The sequence below is a fragment of the Bacillus sp. NEAU-Y102 genome, from assembly GCF_054788175.1.
Genome location: NZ_JBTWFK010000003.1, coordinates 267529 through 290796 on the forward strand (window position 1 = coordinate 267529; position 23268 = coordinate 290796).

The 23268-nt window shown below is 36.6% G+C and carries 24 protein-coding genes and 1 pseudogene; 7 read left to right on the forward strand and 18 right to left on the reverse strand.

What is annotated here, in order from left to right; all coding sequences use genetic code 11:
- Positions 1-113 precede the first annotated feature (113 nt).
- A complete protein-coding gene (locus ACYFX0_RS10735; protein WP_000625507.1) occupies positions 114-575 on the reverse strand; it encodes a DUF441 domain-containing protein in 462 nt (153 codons plus the stop codon).
- A 496-nt stretch (positions 576-1071) separates the two neighbouring features.
- Between ACYFX0_RS10735 and ytvI the strand changes: the two genes are divergently transcribed.
- Positions 1072-2190: a sporulation integral membrane protein YtvI gene (gene ytvI, locus ACYFX0_RS10740; RefSeq protein WP_001081375.1), complete on the forward strand. Its 1119-nt coding sequence runs from the start codon at positions 1072-1074 to the stop codon at positions 2188-2190.
- 590 nt (positions 2191-2780) lie between these two features.
- Here the strand turns inward: ytvI and ACYFX0_RS10745 are convergent.
- The 8 genes from ACYFX0_RS10745 to dnaE form a co-directional block, all read right to left on the reverse strand.
- Entirely contained in the window at positions 2781-3170 is a 390-nt protein-coding gene (locus tag ACYFX0_RS10745) for an FxsA family protein (RefSeq protein WP_000871631.1), read from the reverse strand.
- A 195-nt stretch (positions 3171-3365) separates the two neighbouring features.
- Positions 3366-5123 (reverse strand): pyruvate kinase, encoded by a 1758-nt coding sequence (gene pyk, locus ACYFX0_RS10750; RefSeq protein ID WP_001232667.1) that lies wholly within the window; start codon positions 5121-5123, stop codon positions 3366-3368.
- A gap of 53 nt (positions 5124-5176) precedes the next feature.
- The gene (gene pfkA / locus ACYFX0_RS10755) at positions 5177-6136 is read right to left on the reverse strand and encodes a 6-phosphofructokinase (protein WP_000821157.1); all 960 of its coding nucleotides are present in this window, start codon (positions 6134-6136) and stop codon (positions 5177-5179) included.
- A 128-nt stretch (positions 6137-6264) separates the two neighbouring features.
- Positions 6265-7239, reverse strand: a complete 975-nt coding sequence (gene accA, locus ACYFX0_RS10760; RefSeq protein ID WP_000818789.1) for an acetyl-CoA carboxylase carboxyl transferase subunit alpha — start codon at positions 7237-7239, stop codon at positions 6265-6267.
- Positions 7227-8096: an acetyl-CoA carboxylase, carboxyltransferase subunit beta gene (accD, locus tag ACYFX0_RS10765; protein ID WP_000942858.1), complete on the reverse strand. Its 870-nt coding sequence runs from the start codon at positions 8094-8096 to the stop codon at positions 7227-7229. The genes accA and accD overlap by 13 nt, the downstream gene beginning before the upstream one ends.
- A gap of 185 nt (positions 8097-8281) precedes the next feature.
- Positions 8282-8926 carry a FadR/GntR family transcriptional regulator gene (locus ACYFX0_RS10770; RefSeq protein ID WP_000204445.1) on the reverse strand — a complete coding sequence of 215 codons (645 nt, stop codon included), beginning with the start codon at positions 8924-8926 and terminating at the stop codon, positions 8282-8284.
- Between the two features lie 14 nt (positions 8927-8940).
- The gene (gene ystJ, locus ACYFX0_RS10775) at positions 8941-10149 is read right to left on the reverse strand and encodes an NADP-dependent malic enzyme (protein WP_161635086.1); all 1209 of its coding nucleotides are present in this window, start codon (positions 10147-10149) and stop codon (positions 8941-8943) included.
- 133 nt (positions 10150-10282) lie between these two features.
- Positions 10283-13609, reverse strand: coding sequence for a DNA polymerase III subunit alpha (gene dnaE / locus ACYFX0_RS10780; RefSeq protein ID WP_000673721.1), 3327 nt, complete (start codon positions 13607-13609; stop codon positions 10283-10285).
- A 42-nt stretch (positions 13610-13651) separates the two neighbouring features.
- Here dnaE and ACYFX0_RS10785 point away from each other — a divergent pair, with 42 nt between their 5' ends.
- Together ACYFX0_RS10785 and ytrI are read left to right on the forward strand one after the other, a co-directional pair.
- Entirely contained in the window at positions 13652-14065 is a 414-nt protein-coding gene (locus tag ACYFX0_RS10785) for a YtrH family sporulation protein (RefSeq protein WP_002005839.1), read from the forward strand.
- Positions 14062-14565, forward strand: coding sequence for a sporulation membrane protein YtrI (gene ytrI / locus ACYFX0_RS10790; protein ID WP_001265736.1), 504 nt, complete (start codon positions 14062-14064; stop codon positions 14563-14565). Before ACYFX0_RS10785 ends, ytrI begins: the two co-directional genes overlap by 4 nt.
- A 51-nt stretch (positions 14566-14616) precedes the next feature.
- Here ytrI and ACYFX0_RS10795 read toward each other — a convergent pair whose 3' ends face one another.
- Positions 14617-15549, reverse strand: a complete 933-nt coding sequence (locus tag ACYFX0_RS10795) for a DHH family phosphoesterase (protein WP_025989092.1) — start codon at positions 15547-15549, stop codon at positions 14617-14619.
- A 159-nt stretch (positions 15550-15708) separates the two neighbouring features.
- Between ACYFX0_RS10795 and ACYFX0_RS10800 the strand changes: the two genes are divergently transcribed.
- A complete protein-coding gene (locus tag ACYFX0_RS10800) occupies positions 15709-16014 on the forward strand; it encodes a YtpI family protein (RefSeq protein ID WP_001144782.1) in 306 nt (101 codons plus the stop codon).
- 8 nt (positions 16015-16022) lie between these two features.
- On the opposite strand, the gene ACYFX0_RS10805 is transcribed toward ACYFX0_RS10800, so the two are convergent.
- Together ACYFX0_RS10805 and ACYFX0_RS10810 are read right to left on the reverse strand one after the other, a co-directional pair.
- Positions 16023-16286 (reverse strand): DUF3949 domain-containing protein, encoded by a 264-nt coding sequence (locus tag ACYFX0_RS10805; protein WP_000093045.1) that lies wholly within the window; start codon positions 16284-16286, stop codon positions 16023-16025.
- A gap of 210 nt (positions 16287-16496) precedes the next feature.
- Complete coding sequence (locus tag ACYFX0_RS10810; protein WP_000201579.1) at positions 16497-17810, reverse strand: CBS domain-containing protein; 1314 nt, start codon at positions 17808-17810, stop codon at positions 16497-16499.
- A gap of 244 nt (positions 17811-18054) precedes the next feature.
- Here ACYFX0_RS10810 and ACYFX0_RS10815 point away from each other — a divergent pair, with 244 nt between their 5' ends.
- A complete protein-coding gene (locus tag ACYFX0_RS10815) occupies positions 18055-18216 on the forward strand; it encodes a hypothetical protein (RefSeq protein WP_000976014.1) in 162 nt (53 codons plus the stop codon).
- 40 nt (positions 18217-18256) lie between these two features.
- Here ACYFX0_RS10815 and ACYFX0_RS10820 read toward each other — a convergent pair whose 3' ends face one another.
- Positions 18257-18940 carry a metal-dependent hydrolase gene (locus tag ACYFX0_RS10820; RefSeq protein ID WP_000868923.1) on the reverse strand — a complete coding sequence of 228 codons (684 nt, stop codon included), beginning with the start codon at positions 18938-18940 and terminating at the stop codon, positions 18257-18259.
- Between the two features lie 149 nt (positions 18941-19089).
- Here ACYFX0_RS10820 and pepQ point away from each other — a divergent pair, with 149 nt between their 5' ends.
- Positions 19090-20187, forward strand: coding sequence for a Xaa-Pro dipeptidase (gene pepQ, locus ACYFX0_RS10825; RefSeq protein ID WP_000994053.1), 1098 nt, complete (start codon positions 19090-19092; stop codon positions 20185-20187).
- Between the two features lie 30 nt (positions 20188-20217).
- Here pepQ and ACYFX0_RS10830 read toward each other — a convergent pair whose 3' ends face one another.
- Complete coding sequence (locus ACYFX0_RS10830; RefSeq protein ID WP_001079383.1) at positions 20218-20574, reverse strand: DUF3221 domain-containing protein; 357 nt, start codon at positions 20572-20574, stop codon at positions 20218-20220.
- A gap of 20 nt (positions 20575-20594) precedes the next feature.
- Positions 20595-20969: a hypothetical protein gene (locus ACYFX0_RS10835; protein WP_000816722.1), complete on the reverse strand. Its 375-nt coding sequence runs from the start codon at positions 20967-20969 to the stop codon at positions 20595-20597.
- 190 nt (positions 20970-21159) lie between these two features.
- Here ACYFX0_RS10835 and ACYFX0_RS10840 point away from each other — a divergent pair, with 190 nt between their 5' ends.
- Positions 21160-21987, forward strand: a complete 828-nt coding sequence (locus ACYFX0_RS10840; protein ID WP_000941471.1) for a DUF2785 domain-containing protein — start codon at positions 21160-21162, stop codon at positions 21985-21987.
- Positions 21988-22000: 13 nt separating this feature from the next.
- Here the strand turns inward: ACYFX0_RS10840 and ACYFX0_RS10845 are convergent, their stop codons facing one another.
- The 3 genes and pseudogenes from ACYFX0_RS10845 to ACYFX0_RS10855 all read right to left on the reverse strand — a co-directional run bounded on the left by ACYFX0_RS10845 (position 22001) and on the right by ACYFX0_RS10855 (position 23204).
- A complete protein-coding gene (locus ACYFX0_RS10845) occupies positions 22001-22207 on the reverse strand; it encodes a hypothetical protein (protein WP_001248905.1) in 207 nt (68 codons plus the stop codon).
- 63 nt (positions 22208-22270) lie between these two features.
- Positions 22271-22411, reverse strand: a pseudogene (locus ACYFX0_RS10850) (anti sigma factor C-terminal domain-containing protein); the annotation flags it as partial.
- Positions 22412-22748: 337 nt separating this feature from the next.
- Positions 22749-23204, reverse strand: a complete 456-nt coding sequence (locus ACYFX0_RS10855; RefSeq protein ID WP_000703677.1) for a GNAT family N-acetyltransferase — start codon at positions 23202-23204, stop codon at positions 22749-22751.
- Positions 23205-23268: the final 64 nt, after the last annotated feature.

Below are 23268 nucleotides of genomic sequence, written 5' to 3' on the forward strand. Positions count from 1 at the left end.
TGTAAAGTCTCTGCTGTTATGTAACTTTTCAAAGTTTCTAATCCTATTATAAACAATTATCTGACTTTTGTGAACAGAAAGAATTCAAAAATTTTATATTACTATAAAATTCCTTATTTAAACATTTGTATAATACTCATAACCGCATAGGCAATTCCAGCCCCAATTAACGGACCAACAGCAACCCCATTAAATAACGCAACCGCTATAATTGTCCCAAAAACAAGCGCAGTTGTAATATGAGGATCCGTTGTCAACAATTGCACGCCGCCTTTCGCTAACAAAGCGACTGCTACACCTGAAGCTAAAGCAATCCACGCATAATACGATTTCGCCGCTTCTCCAAGTTGTTTAAAACCTATTTCCCCCGTCGCAATCGGTACTAGCACCGCTATTGTAATGACCGTTACACCTAGGTTAATTCCTTTCGTTTGTAAATAAGGAAAGACCTTATCTCCTAAAAACGTAAATTTTAATAGAAATAACACCCCAATAGCTACAGTAAGCGATTGGTTTTTAGCAATAAGTCCTATAATAAGTAGTATGAATAAAAATAACGTTGACTGACTAATCATGTTTACACTTCCTTTCTGAAAATAATGAACTCATTTCCAAACAAAAATACCTTTAAACCTATCGTTATACATGCTATACAGATGCCTATTTATCGATAACACCTTCAATTTTTTATACATTCTAAAAAGAGACTTTCACCAAAAAATTTAAGCATGTATACATTTTTGAAAACAGTCGTCTCTTCTTTCTTTTCTAATAAGAAACAGGTAAAATAAAAAGAAGAGAAAATGAAGTTTTTACCATATAGTAGTAGCATCACGAATAGGCTTTCACAGCCATTCATATACCGAAAAAAGCAGGCTAAATCCATCATTCCACTATAACATAAAGTAACACTTTAATCAGTTGGGCATCTTCCACTGATTATTGGCCGTCATCAATTGGGCTTTGGCGGGAGATTTACTGCCGCTAAAGTAAGACTTTAATCAGCAGAGCACGCTAGTTATAAGTTGAACGAATTAGGATAATCCAAATCGGAATGGGAGGTATACATCTTTGAACCGAAACTTACTATATATGATATTGCGACTCATATTTGTCATTGTAGCAACGATAGCTGGGTTCTATGTATTACTATACATGTCAGGGCTTATCTATCCTTTTATTATCGCTTTTGCATTTGCTTATTTGATTAATCCTGTCGTCAATTTCCTTAATCAAAAACTACAATTTCCTCGCGCACTAGCAGTACTCGTTAGCTTAATTCTCGTATTTGGAGCTATCGTTGGACTTGTTACATATCTTGTGACTGAAGCAATATCTGCCACAACATACTTACTCCAACTTGTTACAGTAAAGTTTCCGGATATCGTTACATTCGCTCAGCAATTTGCACTTAATCATATTATGCCTCTCTACGATGATTTAATCTCTAAATTTAATCATCTTGGAGAACCACAGCGCTATACAATTACACAAAACATTCAAAACTTAGGAACAGAAGCAACAACACAAATGAAAGAACTTTTAACCGCCATTATAAGCGGATTAACAAATTTCATTAGTGCACTGCCAACAACGTTAACTGTCCTTGTATTCATTTTATTAGCCACTTTCTTCATTAGTTACGATTGGCACCGTCTTGCTCAAAAAACAAGAAAATTACTACCAAATCGTGTACATGGCTACGGAAAAACTATTTTTGTCGACTTAAAAAAAGCTTTATTTGGTTTTGTGAAAGCACAACTTACACTCGTATCTATGACAACCGTCATTGTACTGATCGGACTTTTAATATTACGCGTACCATACGCCATTACTATTGCGATTATTACAGGAGTTGTAGATTTACTACCATATTTAGGAACAGGCGCAGTCTTCGTTCCATGGGTTATATACGTATTTTTCACTGGCGATACCGCATTCGCCATTGGTCTTCTCATTTTATACATCGTCGTGATTGTCCAAAGACAAATTATGGAACCGAAAGTACTTTCATCTAACATCGGTCTCGATCCATTAGCAACACTCGTCGCTCTATTTGTCGGCTTTAAGCTTTTTGGCTTTTTAGGATTAATCATCGGTCCAGTCACCTTAGTACTACTTAATACATTACACAAAGCTAATGTCTTCCATGACTTGTGGAAATATATTAAAGGTTCACCTTCAAAATAAAAGTTTCTAATTCATATAAAAAACAAGCTGTAATCAGTGGGAATTTCCCACTGATTATTCCTTTCACTTATTTTTTCACACTACTCACATGTAACAAGAGCATTACCCAGAAAAAGGATAATCCTCTTGTTTTTTTGCATAAAAAACACATTTTCTAATCAAAAATACATTTTTATTCTATTTTATATATATTTATTACTTACATTTATTACTTTTTATGTAAATGAATAAATATACAAAACCACATAGAATAAGGCTTCAACTAACAATCCCCACCTTTTATATGAAAGCAAAACTTTAATTTAGCTGCATTTCTCTCCATCTTATTCATCCAAATTAATAGCATTTAAAAATTACACGTTTAATCGAAGCACAACAAGAGTTCAAACGAAAATTATATAGCAAATATAATAAGCGGACGTTTTGTTCATCCCCACTCATCATTCGCCCCCACATCAGACACTTACGAGCAACCCAACTTTGAGATAGAAATCCCCCACAAATAGCGCAGTAAAGCGAAGCCTCAATCAGAAACCCCCTCTCCTCTTACAAGACAAAAAAATAGCACTTAGATCGTTATAATCTAAGTGCTACTTCTGAATGATAATAGTAGAGTTCTTTCTAAATTTCCATTCCATCCACTTCATAACAAGCGGCTTCAATAAAGCTCTCGTAATAGGGATCACGCAGATAAACCCTAGCACATCTGTCACATACCCAGGAAGCACCAAGAGAATACCTCCTACAAATACAAAAATACCATCTAGTACTGCCTCACCTGGCATTTCCCCTCTATTCAACTTAGATTGAATCTCTCCAAGTACTTTAAATCCTTGTCTTTTCGCCAAATACACACCTACAACACCTGTAAATACAATCATAGCGAACGTAGACCATAAACCTATTACATGACTTGATCCAATTAAGACCGTAATCTCAATCGCCGGTATTAAAATAAACAAGAATAGTAACCACTTCATAGTTCTACACCCCTCTCACAACTCACTTTTAACACCCTCACAACGCCTATATACATCATACGAAATATAGATACCCTTTCATACTAAAACTCATAACAAACCGCTTTTAAAAGCAATTCTAGGCACTTTAAACTAATTCTATCTCGTTTTGTGTAAAAAAAAAGAGAAGGACTCCGATCCTTCTCTCCGTATTACTTATAGCACTTCCGCATGTCCATTATAAACAATTCCGCGTGCTGCATCAACTGTTACTTCTTGGCCATTTTTTAAAGTTGCTGTTACGCCGTTTACACCAACGATAACAGGAATACCGATTGATACGCCTACAACAGCCGCATGGCTTGTTAAGCCACCTTCTTCTACAACTAAAGCAGCAGCTTTTTCGATTGCAGGAATCATATCTTTATCAGTACTTGTTGTAACAAGGATATCACCTTCGTTTACGTTCGCTACAGCTTCAGCAGCTGTTTTTGCTACAACTACTTTACCTTTTGCAGCTTTACGACCGATTCCTTGTCCTTTAGCAACTTCTTCACCAACAACGTGGATTTTCATTAAGTTTGTTGTTCCAGTTTCAGCAACTGGAACACCAGCAGTAATTACTACAGTATCTCCAAGTCCGATTAGACCTGCATCCATACCTGTTTGAATTGCTGTATCTAACATTTCGTCAGTTGAAGCTGCGCGCTTCTCAGCCATAAACGCTTGTACACCCCAAACAAGCGCAAGACGACGTCCTACTTGCTCGTCAGATGTTACAGCTACAATTGGAGATTTTGGACGGTATTTAGAGATCATTTTCGCAGTATGTCCACTTTCTGTTGGAGCTACGATTGCAGCTACATCAAGAGCAAGTGCTGTATGCGCAACAGATTGGCTAATTGCATCTGTAATTGTTGGAGTGAACTCTTTAATACGTTTTTTGAACATATCTTCGTATTGTAATGATTTTTCAACACGTACTGCAATGTTAGCCATCATTGTTACTGCTTCTACCGGATATTGACCAGCAGCTGTTTCACCTGAAAGCATGATTGCATCTGTACCATCGAAGATTGCGTTAGCTACGTCACTTGCTTCCGCACGAGTTGGACGTGGGTTACGTTGCATAGAGTCTAACATTTGTGTCGCAGTAATAACTGGTTTACCTAACACGTTACATTTTTTGATTAGACGTTTTTGTACTAATGGTACTTCTTCTGGTGGAATTTCTACACCCATATCACCACGAGCTACCATTAAACCGTCAGAAACTTCTAAGATTGAATCGATGTTGTCGATACCTTCTTGGTTTTCGATTTTCGGTACGATTTGGATGTATTGAGCACCATGCTCTTCTAATAATTCACGGATTTCTAATACGTCAGACGCTTTACGTACGAATGAAGCTGCGATGAAATCAACTTTTTGCTCGATACCGAAGATGATATCTTTTACGTCTTTTTCAGTGATACCAGGAAGCTTAATGCTTACGTTTGGTACGTTAACACCTTTTTTATTTTTTACAGTTCCGCTGTTAAGAACTTTTGTACGGATGTTTCCATCAGCTTTTTCGATTACTTCTAGTTCGATAAGACCGTCATCGATTAGAATGCGAGAACCTGGGTCTACATCGTCATAAAGACCAGCATAAGATACAGAGAACTTCTCTGCAGTACCTAATACTTGCTCAGTAGAAAGAACTACTTCTGCACCTGTTACAAGCTCAGCTTGTCCGTCTACGAAGTCGTGAGTACGGATTTCTGGACCTTTTGTATCAAGTAAGATACCAACTGTTTTACCAGTTTTCTTTGAAGCTTCACGAATGTTTTTAATACGAGCTCCGTGCTCTTCATGGCTACCATGAGAGAAGTTTAAACGAGCAACGTTCATACCTGCTTCGATTAATTGCTCTAATTTTTCAATACTTTCACTAGCAGGACCTATAGTACATACAATTTTAGTTTTACGCATATTGCACCTCCGAAAATTATGAAACCGTTCCCAAATATCTGACATTACGTCAATTAGATGGATAATTCTTTAGATAATTGATACATATCTTTATCGATTGTATGCTTTTGAGCTAACGCTTCGATAATATCATGATCAACAAGTTTGTTATCTTGAATACCTACACAACGTCCACCTTTACCAGCAATTAATAATTCAACTGCTCTTGCGCCAAGACGACTTGCTAATACACGGTCTTGTGCACTTGGTGATCCACCACGTTGTACGTGACCTAATACAGTTACACGAGTATCAAAGTTTGTTGCTTCTTCAATGTGCTTACCGATGTCAATTGCACTTCCAACACCTTCAGCTACAACGATAATACTGTGTTTTTTACCACGTTCACTACCACGCTTCAGACGAGCGATAACATCATCCATGTCATACTCTTCTTCTGGAATTAAGATTGTTTCTGCACCATCAGCTAAACCAGCCCATAATGCGATATCACCAGCGTGACGTCCCATTACTTCGATAACATATGTACGTTCATGAGATGTAGCTGTGTCACGGATTTTATCAATTGCATCAATAACAGTGTTTAAAGCTGTATCGAAACCAATTGTGAAGTCTGTTCCAGGGATATCATTGTCGATTGTACCTGGTACACCAACACACGGGAATCCTTGTTCAGTTAATTTTTTAGCGCCTTGGTAAGAACCATCTCCACCAATAACAACAAGTCCTTCGATACCATGTTTCTTTAATTGCTCGATACCTTTTAGTCGTACTTCTGGGTCTTTAAACTCAGGACATCTTGCTGTATATAATTTCGTACCACCGCGGTGGATAATATCGCCAACAGAACCAAGTTCTAATTTTTCAATGTGACCAGAAATTAATCCAGCGTATCCATGGTAAATACCATATACTTCAATATCATGGAAAATCGCTTTACGAACAACTGCACGAATGGCAGCATTCATACCAGGTGAATCTCCACCACTTGTTAATACACCAATACGTTTCATTTGTACTCACCTCATAAAGATTATTTGCCTTATAATAAAATAACACGAAAAAATATAAAAACACAATGGAGAAGATGTGTCTTTTCATAATAAAAACGTGCATTCGCGAAGAGGAACGCACGCTTTTCTTATTTTATCCCAATGGAAGCGTTTGAAAACGAAACTTGCCCAATTTTCATATATTTTTCATAACGTTTTTCGATTAATTCATCTTTCGAAATTCCGTTTAATTGTTCAAAAGTTTTTCTAATCATTAAATCTATATTTTCTGACTGTTTCGAAAGATTACGGTGAGCTCCACCTTTTGCCTCTGGAATAATTTCATCAATTACACCTAATTCTTTCAAATCTGCTGCTGTAATTTTCATTGCCTCTGCAGCTTCCTTTGCTTTTCCTGCATCTTTCCAAAGAATTGCCGCTGCACCCTCTGGTGTAATAACAGAATAAGTGGAATTTTCTAGCATATGAATGTAATCTCCCACTCCAAGGCCTAGCGCACCGCCACTACCACCTTCACCGATAACGATACAAATAACAGGTACAGTTAAACCTGCCATTTCAAATAAATTGCGGGCGATAGCTTCACTTTGACCACGTTCTTCAGCAGCTTTACCAGGATAAGCCCCTTTCGTATCAATGAAACAAATAATAGGACGATTGAACTTTTCCGCCTGCTTCATTAAGCGTAATGCTTTTCGATATCCTTCTGGATGAGGCATTCCAAAGTTACGGCGAATATTTTCTTTCGTATCTTTTCCGCGCTGATGCCCAATTACAGTTACAGGCATCCCTTTATATTTCGCAATGCCGCCGACAATCGCTGCATCATCGCCAAATAGACGATCTCCATGACATTCGAAAAAATCAGTAAATAAGTGCTCAATATAATCGAGCGTTGTCGGTCGTTCTGCATGACGAGCAATTTGAACACGGTCCCATACTTTCAGATTACCGTATATATCTTCCTCTAAATTTTCTAGCTTGTCTTCCAAAATACGAATCTCCTCACTGAAGTCCATCTGGCTGTTTTTCGTATAGTCTTTCAGTTCACGAATCTTATTTCTTAACTCAACAACTGGTTTTTCAAATTCTAGCTCTGCCATACAGCCATTCCCCCTCCTTGATGAACTTCTAAAATCTTGCGAAGCGATTCTCTCATATCATCACGATGCACCACCGCATCTAATTGACCATGATCTAGTAAGAATTCTGCCGTTTGGAAATCTTCCGGTAGTTTCTCACGCACCGTTTGTTCAATTACACGTCTACCAGCAAATCCGATAAGTGCACCTGGTTCTGCAAGATTATAATCACCAAGTGAAGCGAAACTCGCTGAAACCCCGCCCGTCGTTGGGTGAGTCATAACAGAAATAAATAATCCTCCTGCATTACTATGCTTTTTCAAAGCTACGCTTGTTTTTGCCATTTGCATTAAACTTAATATCCCTTCTTGCATACGGGCACCACCCGAAGCAGTAAAGATAATAAATGGAACTTGTAAGTCGTACGCCTTTTCAACCGCACGGGCGATTTTTTCTCCTACCACAGAGCCCATGCTCCCCATTCGAAAACGAGAATCCATTACTGCAACAACAACAAGCATGTCATCAATTGTTCCTTCACCAGTTACAACCGCTTCGTTTAATTCAGTCTTCTTACGATCGCTCTCTAGTTTCTCTTCATAACCTGGAAACTCGAGTGGATTTAATGAAACCATTTCTTTGTCATACTCACGGAATGACCCTTCGTCCAATATACTATCAAGACGTTCCCATGCATTCATAGGATGATGATATCCACAATTCACACATACTTTTAAATTTTTTAGAAGTTCTTTCGTATACATGATTTTTTTACATTCCGGACATTTTGTCATAACGCCATCTGGTACATCTTTTCGTACTTGTTCTGAAGGTATTGCAGCGTACTTTTTCTTTTTCACGAATAAATCTCTTAGCACAATTTGACCCCCTTCGTTGAGAGCTAAGGTTAGCGTAAGAAGAAAATGGGGCTAACACCAAAGTTTGATGTTAGCCTTATCTTCTCAATCTGTCTAATAACCTCACTCTTTACGTTTAACTTTAACCGCTAAGCGGTAGAATGTTTGTCATAACGTGTCATGGTCATTTCGACAAATTTTATACATTACGAGTGAAACTGTATATTCTCTACTAATTCATCGTAAATTTTTAGTGCATCATTTTCTTGTTTTTCTTCCAAAGTAGCATAAAGCTTTCTATACATATCGATAGAATCTCTTGAAACTTTACAAGAAAGAGTTGCTACGTAATCATTTACGATCATCCAAATGCGATATAGTAAATAATTATCGACTTGTTCAATAAGTGTTTTAAAGAACGTTTGATGAAGCGTTGGGATTGAGTTTTCATTTCCTTCAAGTACTTGGTGTAATCTACTTAGTACTTTAGAAAACGTTTCTTTCGGTAAATTACATACAATTCGAATCATATCTTTCTCAAGCAATCGTTTCGTTTGTAATAAATCACGAATTGTTTTCTCATCTTGCAGTAAGAACGGAGCAATTAATTGTACAAGGCCGTTATCATAAAAGTTTCGAATAAATGTCCCTTCACCACGTCTCGTTTCAATCAATCCTACCAGTTCTAAAGCACGCAATGCTTCTCTTACAGAGGAACGTCCTACGTTTAAGCGTGAACTTAACTCACGCTCAGACGGCAAACGATCCCCCGCTACCAATCCATCCTCTTCCATAATGGAACGGATTTTTTTTACAATTTCGAGATATACTTTTGTATTTGATGATGTCAATGGAAATTCCTCGCTTATTCTTTACCAATCAGCGCTAATTGTTTTGTTTTTTCAGCGATCTCATTTGGATCTACTTGACGGCGAGCTACTCCTGTCTCCATTGCTGCTTTTGCAACGTAAGCCGCTACTTGAGGCGCTACACGCGCGTCAAATGGTGCCGGAATGATATAGTCTGCATTCAACTCATCTTCTGCTACAAGCTCAGCAATAGCCTGTACAGCTGCCATCTTCATTTCTTCGTTAATTTGTGTCGCATGTACGTCAAGTGCACCGCGGAAAATACCAGGGAACGCCAGTACATTATTTACTTGGTTCGGGAAGTCAGAACGACCTGTTCCAACAACAGCTGCGCCCGCTGCTTTTGCCAATTCTGGCATAATTTCTGGAACCGGATTCGCCATTGCAAAAATAATCGCATCGTCATTCATTGTACGAACCATCTCTTCTGTTAATGCACCTTCTGCAGATACACCAATGAATACGTCCGCACCATGTACAACATCAGCTAAAGAACCTTCTATACGATTCTTATTTGTATATTTTGCAACTTCATCCTTCACCGGATTCATACCTGTAGGACGACCATCATAGATTGCCCCTTTACGGTCACACATAATAATGTCGCGTACACCATAGCGATATAAAAGTTTAATAATTGCAATACCTGCTGCACCTGCGCCATTTGCGACAACTTTAATGTCAGACATTTTCTTTCCAACTAATTTCAGTGCATTTACAAGACCTGCTACTGTTACGATAGCTGTTCCGTGTTGATCATCATGGAAGATAGGAATATTTGTTTCTTTTTTCAAACGCTCTTCAATAATGAAGCAGTTTGGTGCTGCGATATCTTCTAAGTTAACGCCGCCAAAAGTTGGCTCCATTAATTTTACAGTTTCAACAATTTTATCTACATCGTTTGTATTTAAGGCAATCGGGAATGCATCTACACCAGCAAAGCTCTTGAATAATACAGCTTTACCTTCCATTACTGGAAGAGATGCTTCAGGTCCAATGTTACCAAGACCAAGTACAGCTGTTCCGTCTGTCACAACTGCTACCATATTTCCCTTCATCGTATATTCATATACCTTACTTTTATCGTCATAAATTTCTTTACAAGGTTCTGCAACCCCTGGAGAATATGCAAGACTTAAATCTTTTGCATTTTCTACTTTTACTTTTGATACAGTTTCTAATTTTCCTTGATGCACTTTATGCATGTGAAGTGCTTCTTCACGAAGTGTTGACAAACTATCCACTCTCCTCAAATTATTCTTGCTGATATCAATTTCTCCAAGTGGTCTGACCACGAACACTACTACTATAATAATCGAAGTGTAGGGAAATTGTCCATTATATTTTCACAACTACATTTTCTTCCCCGACAATTTCACGAAGTGCTCCTAAACATTCTTCACTTGGATGAATCGATAAACTCCGAGATAATTGTACCATTTTATGTTCCTTTTCATAATAAATTAGTACTTTCGCAAAACCTGAATAGTCGAACAATATTTTCGTAACCTGATTTAAAAGCTTTTTCTCATACTGAGACGGCAATTTCACGTAAACAGATGCGTCTTTCTTTTCTTCATAAACATCCATTTCCTCTAGCGGATATAGACCATTTACAATCCATTGCAGCTTATGATTTCTTAGCTCAATCGTACCGTCAACTAAAACAATTGCTCCTTCTTGTAACTTGTCCGAGAAATGTATATACGTTTCCGGGAAGAGGACTGCTTCCATTTCATCATTTTGATCACAGAATGTAATAAATGCCATCTTTTGAAACTTTTTCGTACGAATCACTCTCACACTTGTTATATACACAATAGCTCTTTGTACTTTTTTCTTGTGTCGCATCGCCTGAGCGAGAGATGGAATTTCTAATTCTTTTGCTAACTTTACATACTGCGCTGTCGGATAACTTGATAAATAAAAGCCAAGTGCTTCCTTCTCTTTATTTAGTTGTTCAATAAAAGATAGCTCTTCTCCTTGTACGTATTTTGATTTTGGAACAGCATCTCCTAAATCACGTGCGAGATTCGCGTACTCTAATGCCCCTTTAATACTTTTCCATAAATTCGTTCTCGAAACACCAAAATCATCAAAACATCCGGACCAGACGAAAGCTTCTAAATTGCGCTCCGTCACAAACTTTGACGGCATACGGAGACAAAATTCAAACAAATCTTCGAACATTTTTTTCTTTCGTTCTTCTAATAATGCCGTCACTGTAGCCATTCCAATATTTCGGATCGAAAGTAAACTGTAACGTATCGCATTCCCTTCTATTTGGAAGTTGTAACCACTTCTCTGAAGAGACGGCGGCAAAACGTGAAAGCCTTTCCGCTTCGTTTCTCGTATATACTGTACAATTTTATCTTCATTTCCAATTGCGCTTGATAATAATGCCGTCATAAATTCCAGCGTATAGTTCGCTTTCAAATAGGCAAGCTGATATCCGATCATACTGTAAGCTACAGCGTGACTTCGGTTAAAACCGTAATTCGCAAATCTTACAATTAAATCATAAATTTTCTCAGCAGACGTCTCATCATAACCATTTTGCAAACACCCTTGGACAAAATGCTTACGTTCCTGATCTAAAATATCACGATTTTTTTTACTCACTGCACGGCGCAGTAAATCTGCTTCTCCGAGCGAAAACCCTGCTAACTTCGATGCAATTTGCATAATTTGTTCTTGGTATACAATGACGCCGTATGTTCTTTCTAAAATTGGCTTTAAATCCGGATGTAAATATTCAATTTTTCTTTTTCCATGTTTCGATTCAATAAAGGTCGGTATCTGTTCCATCGGCCCCGGTCTGTATAACGAGTTAACAGCTACGATATCTTCAAACTCATTCGGTTTTAACCCGCGAAGTACATTTCGCATACCACCTGACTCAAGCTGGAATACACCTGTTGTATCCCCTCTCCCTAATAATTGGAACGTCTTTTCATCTTGAAGAGGTAAGTTTCTTATATCGATTTCTTTCCCTGTTTTGTTCGCGATAAATTTTATAATATTTTCAAGTAACGTTAAATTACGTAACCCTAAAAAGTCCATCTTAAGCAACCCAAGTTCTTCTAGCGCATCAGCTGGATATTGCGTAACATAAACATCGTTATGTCCTTCTTGAATTGCTACACTGCCTGTTAACGGTTCTTGACTCATAATAACGCCAGCCGCATGAATAGACGTATGACGTGGTAAACCTTCTACACGTTTTGCGATTTCAAACACACGCTCATGCAGAAGATTCCCTTGTATAAACTCACGAAGTGATTGTGATTCTTCATATGCATCTTTTAACGTTATACCGAGCTTTGATGGGATAAGTTTTGAAAATATATCAATATCTCGTGGCGGAAGCCCCATTACGCGGGCAATGTCTCTAATTGCTGCTTTTGCTGCAAGCGTACCAAACGTTACAATTTGCGCAACACGAAGCTGACCGTATTTATCTTTCACATAGCGAATCATCTCATCACGTCTTACGTCTGGAAAATCAATATCAATATCTGGAAGCGTCACACGTTCAGGATTTAAAAACCTTTCAAATAATAGATTGTATTCAATCGGATCAATATCTGTAATTTCTAATACGTATGAGACGAGTGAACCAGCTGCCGATCCACGACCTGGTCCTGTTAAAATATGATTTTCATGTGCATACTTCATAAAATCCCATACGATGAGGAAATAATCACTAAATCCCATACGAGAAATAACATTTAATTCATGATCCAAACGCTTTATATGCACTTCTTTCGGCGCACCATATCGTTTCCGCAAACCTTCTTCACAAACACGACGCAAGTATATATCACTCGTTTCGTTAGACGGAACAGGAAACTTCGGAAGTTGATTTACATGGAACGGTATTTCTACTTGGCAACGCTCTGCAATTTTTATTGTATTTTGGATTGCTTCCGGCGCATGGGAAAATAGTGCTTCCATTTCATCCGATGATTTTAAATAATATTGATCTGTTTTCAGCCTCGGCCTATCTGGATCAGTCATTTTCGTTCCACTTTCAACAGATAGTAAACATTCGTGAACAAGTGCGTCACTTTGATTGATATAACGCACATCGTTTGTTGCAACGACTGGAATATTAACCCTACTAATAAATTCAGGTAGCTTCTCTTGTAAAAGCAACTCATCTTGAATTGCATGATGCTGCAAACTCATATAAAAATGGCCGAACATATTTTGATATGTTCGAGCTACTTCTTCAGCCTGACTCTCATTGTCTTCTAGTAATAATTGCTCAATTTCGCCATCTTTACCTGGTGAAATAGCAATTAATCCTTTCGCATAATGCGCAAGCCACTTCTTAGGAATACCTTCTTTGGACTTTGTCATAATACTGCTAGAAATCTTTAATAAATTTTGGTAGCCTATTTCATTCTCAGCAAGTAATACAAGCGGATAAGACCTTTCTTCTTCTTCACTAAAAATAGAAGCGGTTAATCCAATAACAGGCTGTATACCATGTTTCTTACATGCTTTATAAAACGGAATAACGCCATACATAACATTTTCATCCGTAATAGCCAGCGATGAGAAACCAAGTTCTTTCGCCCTGACTACAAGCTCATCAATTTTACAAGCACTTTTTAATAAACTAAAAACGGTTTGACATTGTAAATGCACAAACTTCACTGTTGTACCCTCTCTTTACCTATTTGACTACTTTTATTATAGGTGATGAGGAAAGCGGAAATCAAAACATACTTCTTATACTTTGTCCATATATATGAAGAAGAAAGGGGAATGACGATGGATGTAAGAGAACATACTTTTTTCTCTCTGCTTATTATTAGTTATTTTATTGCCTTTGGGGTTATACTTGGCGGTTCATTAATTGGTGGATTTGGTGCGTTTCTTATCGGAAAACCAGCTCTAACTTACATTAATCAATTCGCCCAAAATTTAAGAATTTGGGCACTCGTTGCAGCAATCGGCGGAACATTCGATACCTTTTATAGCTTTGAAAGAAGTTTCTTTGGCGGAGATATGAAAGATATCGTAAAACAAATTCTCCTTATTTTTTTCGCAACTGGTGGTATGCAAACAGGTCTCATTATTATTAAATGGCTAACGCAGGAACATGTATGAGAGTACCAAGTGCCAATACAGCAAAAAGATGGTACTTAGTATTAGCTGGTGCTGCTGTTGGAGGCGTGTTGAGCTGGTTTATTTTTTTGTACATATACGGTGTTTTTCAAGAAGAACAAGCTAGTAAAATAGCAGAACAAAGAGAAATTATAGAAAAACAAGAAGCAAAACTCCACGTCCTTCTCGAAGATCAAGAAAAATTGAACACTGAAAATAAACGGCTCTTAACCATTCAAGAGATTAAAATAAAACTTATCAATCGAGAAAAATACGATTTAGACAATCTTACACTCGAAAATATGACTACATCTATCCATAATGATCTCCAGCATCTTTTAACGAAAAACATTCAAAGTATCGCAAAAAATAAAGACCTACTCAAAAAGGTAATCGAAAACAAGACGTACAAACATTACGATCGGCTATACCGTTTTAAAGTCGATACAATATCTTTTGATACAGTGCTTGAAATTAGCATTACTATAGAGAAAGAAAAATAAAGAAGGAGGGCTTTAGCGCCGCTCCTTCTTTTCGTTCTAACATATAATCTCTTATTTACAAATCTCACGTAAATCAGCAAAAAGACGATCCGCTTCTTCCCAAGAAGATGCCTTCGCACCAGAAGCCATCGGGTGTCCTCCACCGTTATATTGCATTGCTAATTTGTTTATAACTGGTCCTTTTGAACGAAGACGAACACGAATTACGTCGTCTTCCTCTAAAAATAGAACCCACGCCTTTAATCCATCAATATTGCCAAGTGCTCCAACAACACCAGATGCTTCAGAAGAAAGTACATCAAACTCTTCTAATACTTCTTTCGTTAATTTAATGTAAGCTGCTCCTTCTTCTACCATCGTAAAGTTTTGTAAAATATAACCGTTTAAACGAGCAATTTTTTCTTTTGTCTTATACATTTCATTGTATAAATCTGTGAATTTCACACCCATATCAACAAGCTCACTTACGTAACGAAGTGTTTTTGCTGTTGTATTCGGGAATAAGAAACGACCTGTGTCCCCAACAATTCCAGCTAAAATAAGGCGAGCTGCTTCTTTTGTTATTTTTAATCCTTTATCTTTTCCATACGTGTAAAACTCATAAATCATTTCACTTGTAGAACTCGCTGCCGTATCTACCCACGTAATATCTCCATATGGATCTTCATTTGGATGATGATCAATTTTAATTAACATTTTCCCTTTTGTATAGCGTTGATCATCAACACGTTCTTGATTCGCAGTATCACAAACGATAACAAGCGCATTTTCGTATACACTATCTTCAATATCATCCATTACTCTTAAGTACGCTAACGACGGTTCATTGTACCCAACCGTATAAATATTTTTCTCTGGAAACGATCCTTGTAGAATTGTACCAAGGCCACCCTGTGAACCTAATGCATCTGGGTCCGGACGCACGTGGCGATGAATAATAATTGTATCAAACTCTTTAATTGCTCCTAAAATTTGCTCATGCATATGTATAATCTCCTTTTTAATCAACTTCTTCACTTTATCCTCCATTATAACGGAAAGTATTTCATACATGCGAACAATTGCTTTATAATAGAAGTTAGAAAGTTTAGATATTTCTTTTTCTTTTCTATTATTTTTCACAAAGCGATGGGAGTGTTCATTATGCCAGTATTAGTCTTCTGTATTATCGTCTCATTTATGTTGTACCTCTTTTACAAAACAAAATACTTTCGTACAAACCGCCCAATGGAAAAAGGTTGGCTCTCAGGAAAATCCGCAATGGCACTCGGTTCATTCGTTTTATTTTTCGGGGTAAACCAATTCTTTTTAGAACTTTCAACCGCTCGTATTATCGTTGGTATTTTATTCGTTCTATTTGGTAGTGCAAGTGTATTTAATGGGTTTCGCCAATACAAACACTTCTTACCATTAGCAGTTAAAGAAGCCGAAGTCTATGAAGCAACATAAAAAAAGCATCAATATTGTGATGCTTTTTTACGACCCTTAACTTTCAAAATCATATATGCAACAAACGCAGATGGTATATTAAATGGGTTACCTTGTACGTGAAAATGTAATTGTTCTTCTCCAAAAGACATTTTTTCATATAGCTCTCGCTGAGATAATCCTGTCTTTTCCTTTTTTTCATGTAAACCTTGTAAATATAAATATTGGATCGGTATCATTACAAGAAAGTAAAATAGTGCGATACTACCAAAAAAGAGTACGGCTGACGACATAATGTATACCACCTTCCAGAAATCCATTTTCTTACAATATAATCATAACACAATATACACCAAAATTAAATTACTATTCTGTCTTTTGTCGTGTTACTTTTCCACTCCATCCCATACATATTTCACTAAAACTCTCATCTAAAATCATGCCTTTCAAATTTAAAACAACAAAAAAAAATGGAACAAATCAAAACGATTTGTTCCATCTTTTTATTTATCAATTAACTGAACCATAAGTAATGCTTTTCCAACGACATTACCTTCATGATGCACCTCTACATCGACCTTACCAAATTTACGCCCGATTTCTAATACTTTCGGATGAACGGATACAACATTATCAATTTGAACCGGCTTCACGAAATAAATTGTTAAGTTTTCAACAATTAAATCGCTTTTCTTTTGCGCACGAATGACGCGATTTGTCGCTTCTGTCACAATTGTTGCAAATACACCGTACGATAACGTTCCGATTGAATTCGTCATTTGCGGCGTCACCGAAAATTGATATAGATGCTCATTTTTCGCTTCTTTTGGCGTCATAAATTGATTCGTTACGATATCATCAATTGTTTCTCCAACTTGTGGCTGACGTTGAATCATTTGCAGTGCCTGAAGTACATCTTGACGGCTAATGATACCTTGCAGTTTATTTCCTTCCTCAACGACAGGAAGTAATTCAATTCCTTCCCACACCATCATACGTGCCGCAGCTGCGACAGACATTTTACCATTCACTGTAATTGGGTGTTTTGTCATTACTTTATCAATTGGTGTTTCTTTCGCTACACCGATCATGTCTTTTGAAGTTACGATTCCTAGCACTTTTTTATTTTCATCGACAATTGGATATCTTCCGTGCATTGTCTCTTCGTTATATGCATGCCATTGCTGTACTGTATCATGTGGCTTTAAATATAACGTTTCTTCAATTGGTGTTAAAATATCCTCAACAAGTACAATTTCTTTCTTAATCAGTTGATCATAAATTGCACGGTTAATTAACGTTGCGACCGTAAATGTATCGTAGCTACTTGAAATAATCGGCAGCTTTAATTCGTCTGCTAATTTCTTCACATGATCTTCCGTATCAAATCCACCCGTAATTAATACAGCGGCTCCAGTTTCTAGCGCTAATTGATGTGCATTCGTACGGTTACCAATAATGAGTAAATTCCCAGCTTCTGTATAGCGCATCATCGCTTCTAATTTCATAGCTCCGATTACAAATTTATTTAATGTTTTATGTAGTCCTTCTCTGCCTCCAAGTACTTGACCGTCGACAATGTTAACGACTTCTGCATATGTCAGTTTTTCGATATTTTCTTTCTTCTTTTGTTCAATTCGAATTGTTCCGACACGTTCAATTGTACTAACATATCCTTTATTTTCTGCATCTTTAATTGCACGGTAAGCTGTCCCTTCACTTACACTCAAATCTTTCGCAATTTGTCTTACAGAAATTTTATGGCCTACTGGCAGGCTATTAATATGTTCTAAAATTTGGTTATGCTTGGTAGCCAAATGGTTTCACCATACTTTCTTTTCCCTAAATTCTTCATGTGTTGTACTTTCAGTATACTATATTTTCAAAACTGTTACACTCTCTCTTTGCATACCTGTACTATTTTTTTTATAACAAAATGACCCTTACATTCCACCAGTCATTCTATTACAACAATGTAATGCTATTGTCATCTCATTCGATAGTTCGCCCACTTGATTCCCTATACAATGAAGACAAGAAATAAAACAAAGGAGCGTACACATGATGAAAAAATTTTTAGAGGTTGTAGGTGCTATATTTTTAGCTTTCGTAGATGGGAAAAAAGTTGCAATGGAATTGAATGAAACACCTGAACAACCACGTACAAAAAGAAAAGAATCACCAAAACAAATACAAGCATTAAAAGCTGTCCTACACACGTAAAAAACCCTTCACTTTTCTTTTCAAATGAAGGGTTTCTTTTCTATAGTGTAATACTTTCTCCAGCTTCTAATACTTTCCCTGTACAATTTTGTAGCTTTTCTACAAATTGATATGGATCTTGTTCAATAACTGGGAACGTATTGTAATGCATCGGTACAACAGTTTTCGAATTAATCCATTTTGCCGCTAGTACAGCATCTTCTGGTCCCATTGTGAAATTATCACCAATTGGTAAAAATGCTAGATCAACTTTATTTAATTCCCCAATTAACTTCATATCAGAGAATAGTGCAGTATCTCCTGCGTGGTACACTGTTTTCTCTTCTGCTGTAAATAAAATACCTGCTGGCATACCTGTATATGTAATCGTCTTATTTGCTTCATCAATATAACTAGAGCCGTGGAATGCTTGTGTAAACTTCACTTTTCCAAAGTCAAATTCATGTGAACCACCAATATGCATCGGATGTGTATTTACACCTTGCCAACTTAAAAATGTTGCTAGTTCAAATGGCGCTACAACAACTGCATTATTTTTCTTCGCAAGTTCTACTGTATCTCCAACATGATCACCGTGTCCATGCGATAAAAGGATTGCATCCACTTTTACATCTTCAGCTTTTAAATCTGTTTTCGGATTACCTGTTAAAAACGGGTCAATTAAAATAACTTTTCCATTCGCCTCAATTTTCACAACTGAATGTCCATGATAAGATACTTTCATTATTACATTCCTCCCCTATTCACATTCTCACTTTTTATTCTACATGATTTCTCTATTCCCTGTCTTTTCTAACATCTATTTACTTGTCATAACGCTTTCTTCCGAGTTAAAGTTATATTTGTAATTAAATATCTCGGGGGTGCCAATCGATGAATGCTAGATTAGAAAATTTAATGCAATGGCTAAAAGAAAAAAACGTAGAAGCTGCGTTCTTAACTTCTACACCGAACGTCTTCTACATGACGAACTTCTACTGTGAACCGCATGAAAGATTACTTGGTATGTTTGTATTCCAAGAAAAAGAACCTATTTTAATTTGTCCTAAAATGGAAGAAGGTCAAGCACGTAACGCTGGCTGGGCACATGAAATTATCGGATTTACTGATACTGACAGACCATGGGATATGATTGCAAAAGCAATTAAAGACCGCGGCATCAATGCAAATGCAGTTGCAATTGAAAAAGAACATTTAAACGTAGAGCGCTACGAAGAATTAACGAAATTATTCCCAAATGCAGCTTTCAAATCAGCTGAGGAAAAAGTTCGCGAACTTCGTTTAATTAAAGATGAAAAAGAACTTTCTATTTTACGCGAAGCAGCTAAAATGGCGGACTACGCTGTTGAAGTTGGTGTAAATGCAATTAAAGAAAACCGTAGCGAGCTAGAAGTATTAGCAATTATTGAACACGAATTAAAAACAAAAGGCATACATAAAATGTCATTTGATACGATGGTATTAGCGGGTGCAAACTCTGCTCTTCCACACGGTATTCCTGGTGCAAACAAAATGAAGCGCGGTGATTTCGTACTATTTGATTTAGGTGTAATCATTGAAGGTTATTGCTCTGATATTACACGTACAGTAGCATTCGGCGAGATTTCTGAAGAACAAACTCGCATTTACAACACTGTACTTGCTGGACAACTACAAGCAGTTGAAGCATGTAAACCAGGTGTTACACTTGGCGCAATCGACAACGCTGCTCGTTCTGTTATCGCAGATGCAGGTTACGGTGACTTCTTCCCGCACCGCCTTGGTCACGGACTTGGAATTAGCGTACACGAATATCCAGATGTAAAAGCTGGCAACGAGTCTCCATTAAAAGAAGGTATGGTCTTCACAATCGAGCCAGGTATTTACGTACCAAACGTAGGTGGCGTTCGTATTGAAGATGATATTTACATCACAAAAGACGGATCAGAAATTTTAACGAAGTTCCCGAAAGAATTACAATTTGTAAAATAACAAAAAAGGCAGCTTGGTTGCTGCCTTTTTCTATTTCTCTACTATTTCAAATTTCTCTACAATCATTTTTGCTGGATAACTTTCAAGTATTTGAGAAAACCATACTTTTATTTTATCCCCTGTTTTTAACTGTTTATATGCGTCTTTGTCCTTAAAGCTCAAGACTATATGTGATGGATGCTCTTTATTCATTTGTTGTTCTATATAATGTTGCAACTCTACTTTTGTTTCAAACGTTTTATCATCGGCAAAAAACACCGTGTCATTTCTTAATATGATATACCCTTCTTTAGGTACTTTTTTTACCTCTACTTGTTTTGTAGTGCAAGCTGATAATATGATTAGAAATACACTTATAAACATTAATTTTTTCATATGCCTATTCATTTTTAACTCCTTACTCTAGGCTATTTCAAATTTAACACCATCTTCTCCTCATACTTATCATCCCATTTAATCAAAACCTCTATCGGTTCATCTTTAGATAAAGGCGCACAACTTACACAAGATGATTTCATTTCAATCTTTGCTCCTTTATGATTTTCTGACGTTTGTGTCATTGTGCTAAAGGCTCCATTAATAGCAATCTCTAAATTTTTAAATTCTGTATTCCCATCTCCGCCTTTGTACTGAAACGTAAACACTCCATCTTCACTGTCGTCCTTAATATGGCCCTTATATTGTCCCGTCCAACTTTTGCCCTCGCTAGAAAAAGTAACATACCAAATCGAACAACTCCCTAAAAAGAAAATACTAATGAAAAAGAATAATGCTCTCTTCATAATGCCCCCTCCATTCAAAAACACTTATTTATCCCGTATTAACGGACAGTAAGATCCCCACATCAAAATTCGGTGAAAGCAAAGAAGTTAGGTGGGGAATCCCCCACTGATTAAAGTTTCACTTCATTGCCTATTCCTTCCTTTTATTATACTATTTAAATACAGAATTTTCTAAAATAGGAGGGTTTATATGTTACAACAACAATTAGAAGAAATTCGTAATAATAATTACATACTGGATAACACACTTAACATTGATTCTTTAAGTTCTAATATGCTTGAACATATTGGCGATACTGATAGCTATTTAAGGGACAAACTCATCTACTCTACTTTTTATCATCTCATCAAGAAGGACTACCTTTCACACACACAATTACAGAAACTATTATTAGAAAGCATCGGTGAAAAATATTTATTGTATAAAATTCATTCAGATGACGAAGATGCTGTATTTACTCGCGCATTTACCACCTTATTAATTGCGCTCATTATAGATGCAGATACAAATCATAATTTCTTATCACAAACTGATATTTCAAATGTAAAAGATCAATTAATTCTATATATGAACAATGAACATGATTTCCGCGGATATGTTCCAGACCACGGCTGGGCACATAGTATCGCTCATGCTTCCGATACATTTGAGGCGCTTGTTCATAATCCTAAACTAGAAACTTTACATTACGAAGAGATATTAAAAACTTTGTTAAACAAAGTTTTTGTCCATTCTATCTACTACAAATATGAAGAAGACGAGCGTCTCGTTTATCCGATTGTCGCAATGCTGCAAAATGACCTAAAAGAAGAAATACTCATATTAGCCCTTCGTGACTTAGCAGCTCAATTACCGGTCCAAAAACAAGTACTACCTATTGAATCGTACGAGTTTCTATATGGAAATACAAAATCTTTCTTACGTAGCTTATTTTTCAGATTACGTACAATGTCTATATGTAAAGAAACTGAATACGAAATTGAAAAATTGCTACAAGAGCTTCCAAAATATTATTAAAAAAGAAGGCCACTCAAAAAGTGCCTTCTTCTATTTCACTAATATTTAATTGAAATTTCACGATCCAAACTGAGAAAAGGTGGACAAGAAGCGCAAACGCCATACATGCTCCACTTAAAAAAGTTAGTATAGGATGCGAATACACGTGCCCCAATCCATAGGATATCGCCACGAAAAACATTGTTATGTAAATATAAATTGCTCCATGTATTTGCCTCATATAAACCTCCTTTTCCCATATTATAACATAAATTTTCTGATTATTCACATTAATTACTTGTAATCAATATTTCTCAACTGTTACACCTCTTACAGCAGCCTTAATATACGGTGACCCTTGTAAACTTTGTAAATCCTCTGTTTTTCCTGTTACGACTATACCGTATATTGGTAAGTCTTTTGGTTTGGTGTTTTTTATTTCTTTATCCCGCATTAACGGGCAGTAAGACCTCACATCAAAATTCAGCGGAAGCAAAGAAATTAGGTGGGGGGCGGACTGCCCGTAAAAGCCCGATTGGTGAGGGCTGATAATCAGTGGGGGATGAACCACTCCACTGATTAAAGTTTCACTTTATAGTTTATCCTAAAATATTCTCGATATCCCTCTTTATTTTCACTTAAAGATATTCAAATGCAGCTTTTATAAATTTTTTCATAATAAAAAGCACATCCATTTTGATGCGCTTTTCACATATATTTTAGTAAAATATGAATCATTTTTTTGAAGCAAAAACTCCCACTCCTCTCTCCCCATACTATCGTTATGACTTAGTTGCCATAATAATTGAACGAGGATAGAACTCCAACTTTTCATAAAACGATACAGCTTCATTTCCATACACTACTGTTAATTCAATTTCATCTATCTTCTTCGCTTTAAACCATTCCACTGCACTATTCATTAATTTTAAGCCAAATCCGTTTCTTCGGTATTTTTCATCAACGAATAAAACTTCAATCTTTCCGCTTACACTTTTACTATACGCTATACAAAACCCTAATATATCATCTGTTTCCGCCTCAACTAATAATTCAATTCTATATTCTCCGTAATTTGAATTCTGTTTATAATTTTCAATACGTTCCTCAAATGTCATTCTTGGATAATCACCAGAAAAATGTTTTGATTTATTATTATGATATTCATGTAATTTATTTAAAGGTTCTCTTATTATTTCTATTTCACCGAGAGTGATATATTTATTACTAATTTTCATCCTACAGCATCTCCAATAATATATATTCCAACAAAAAAGAAGATCATTTTACGGTTATAAAATA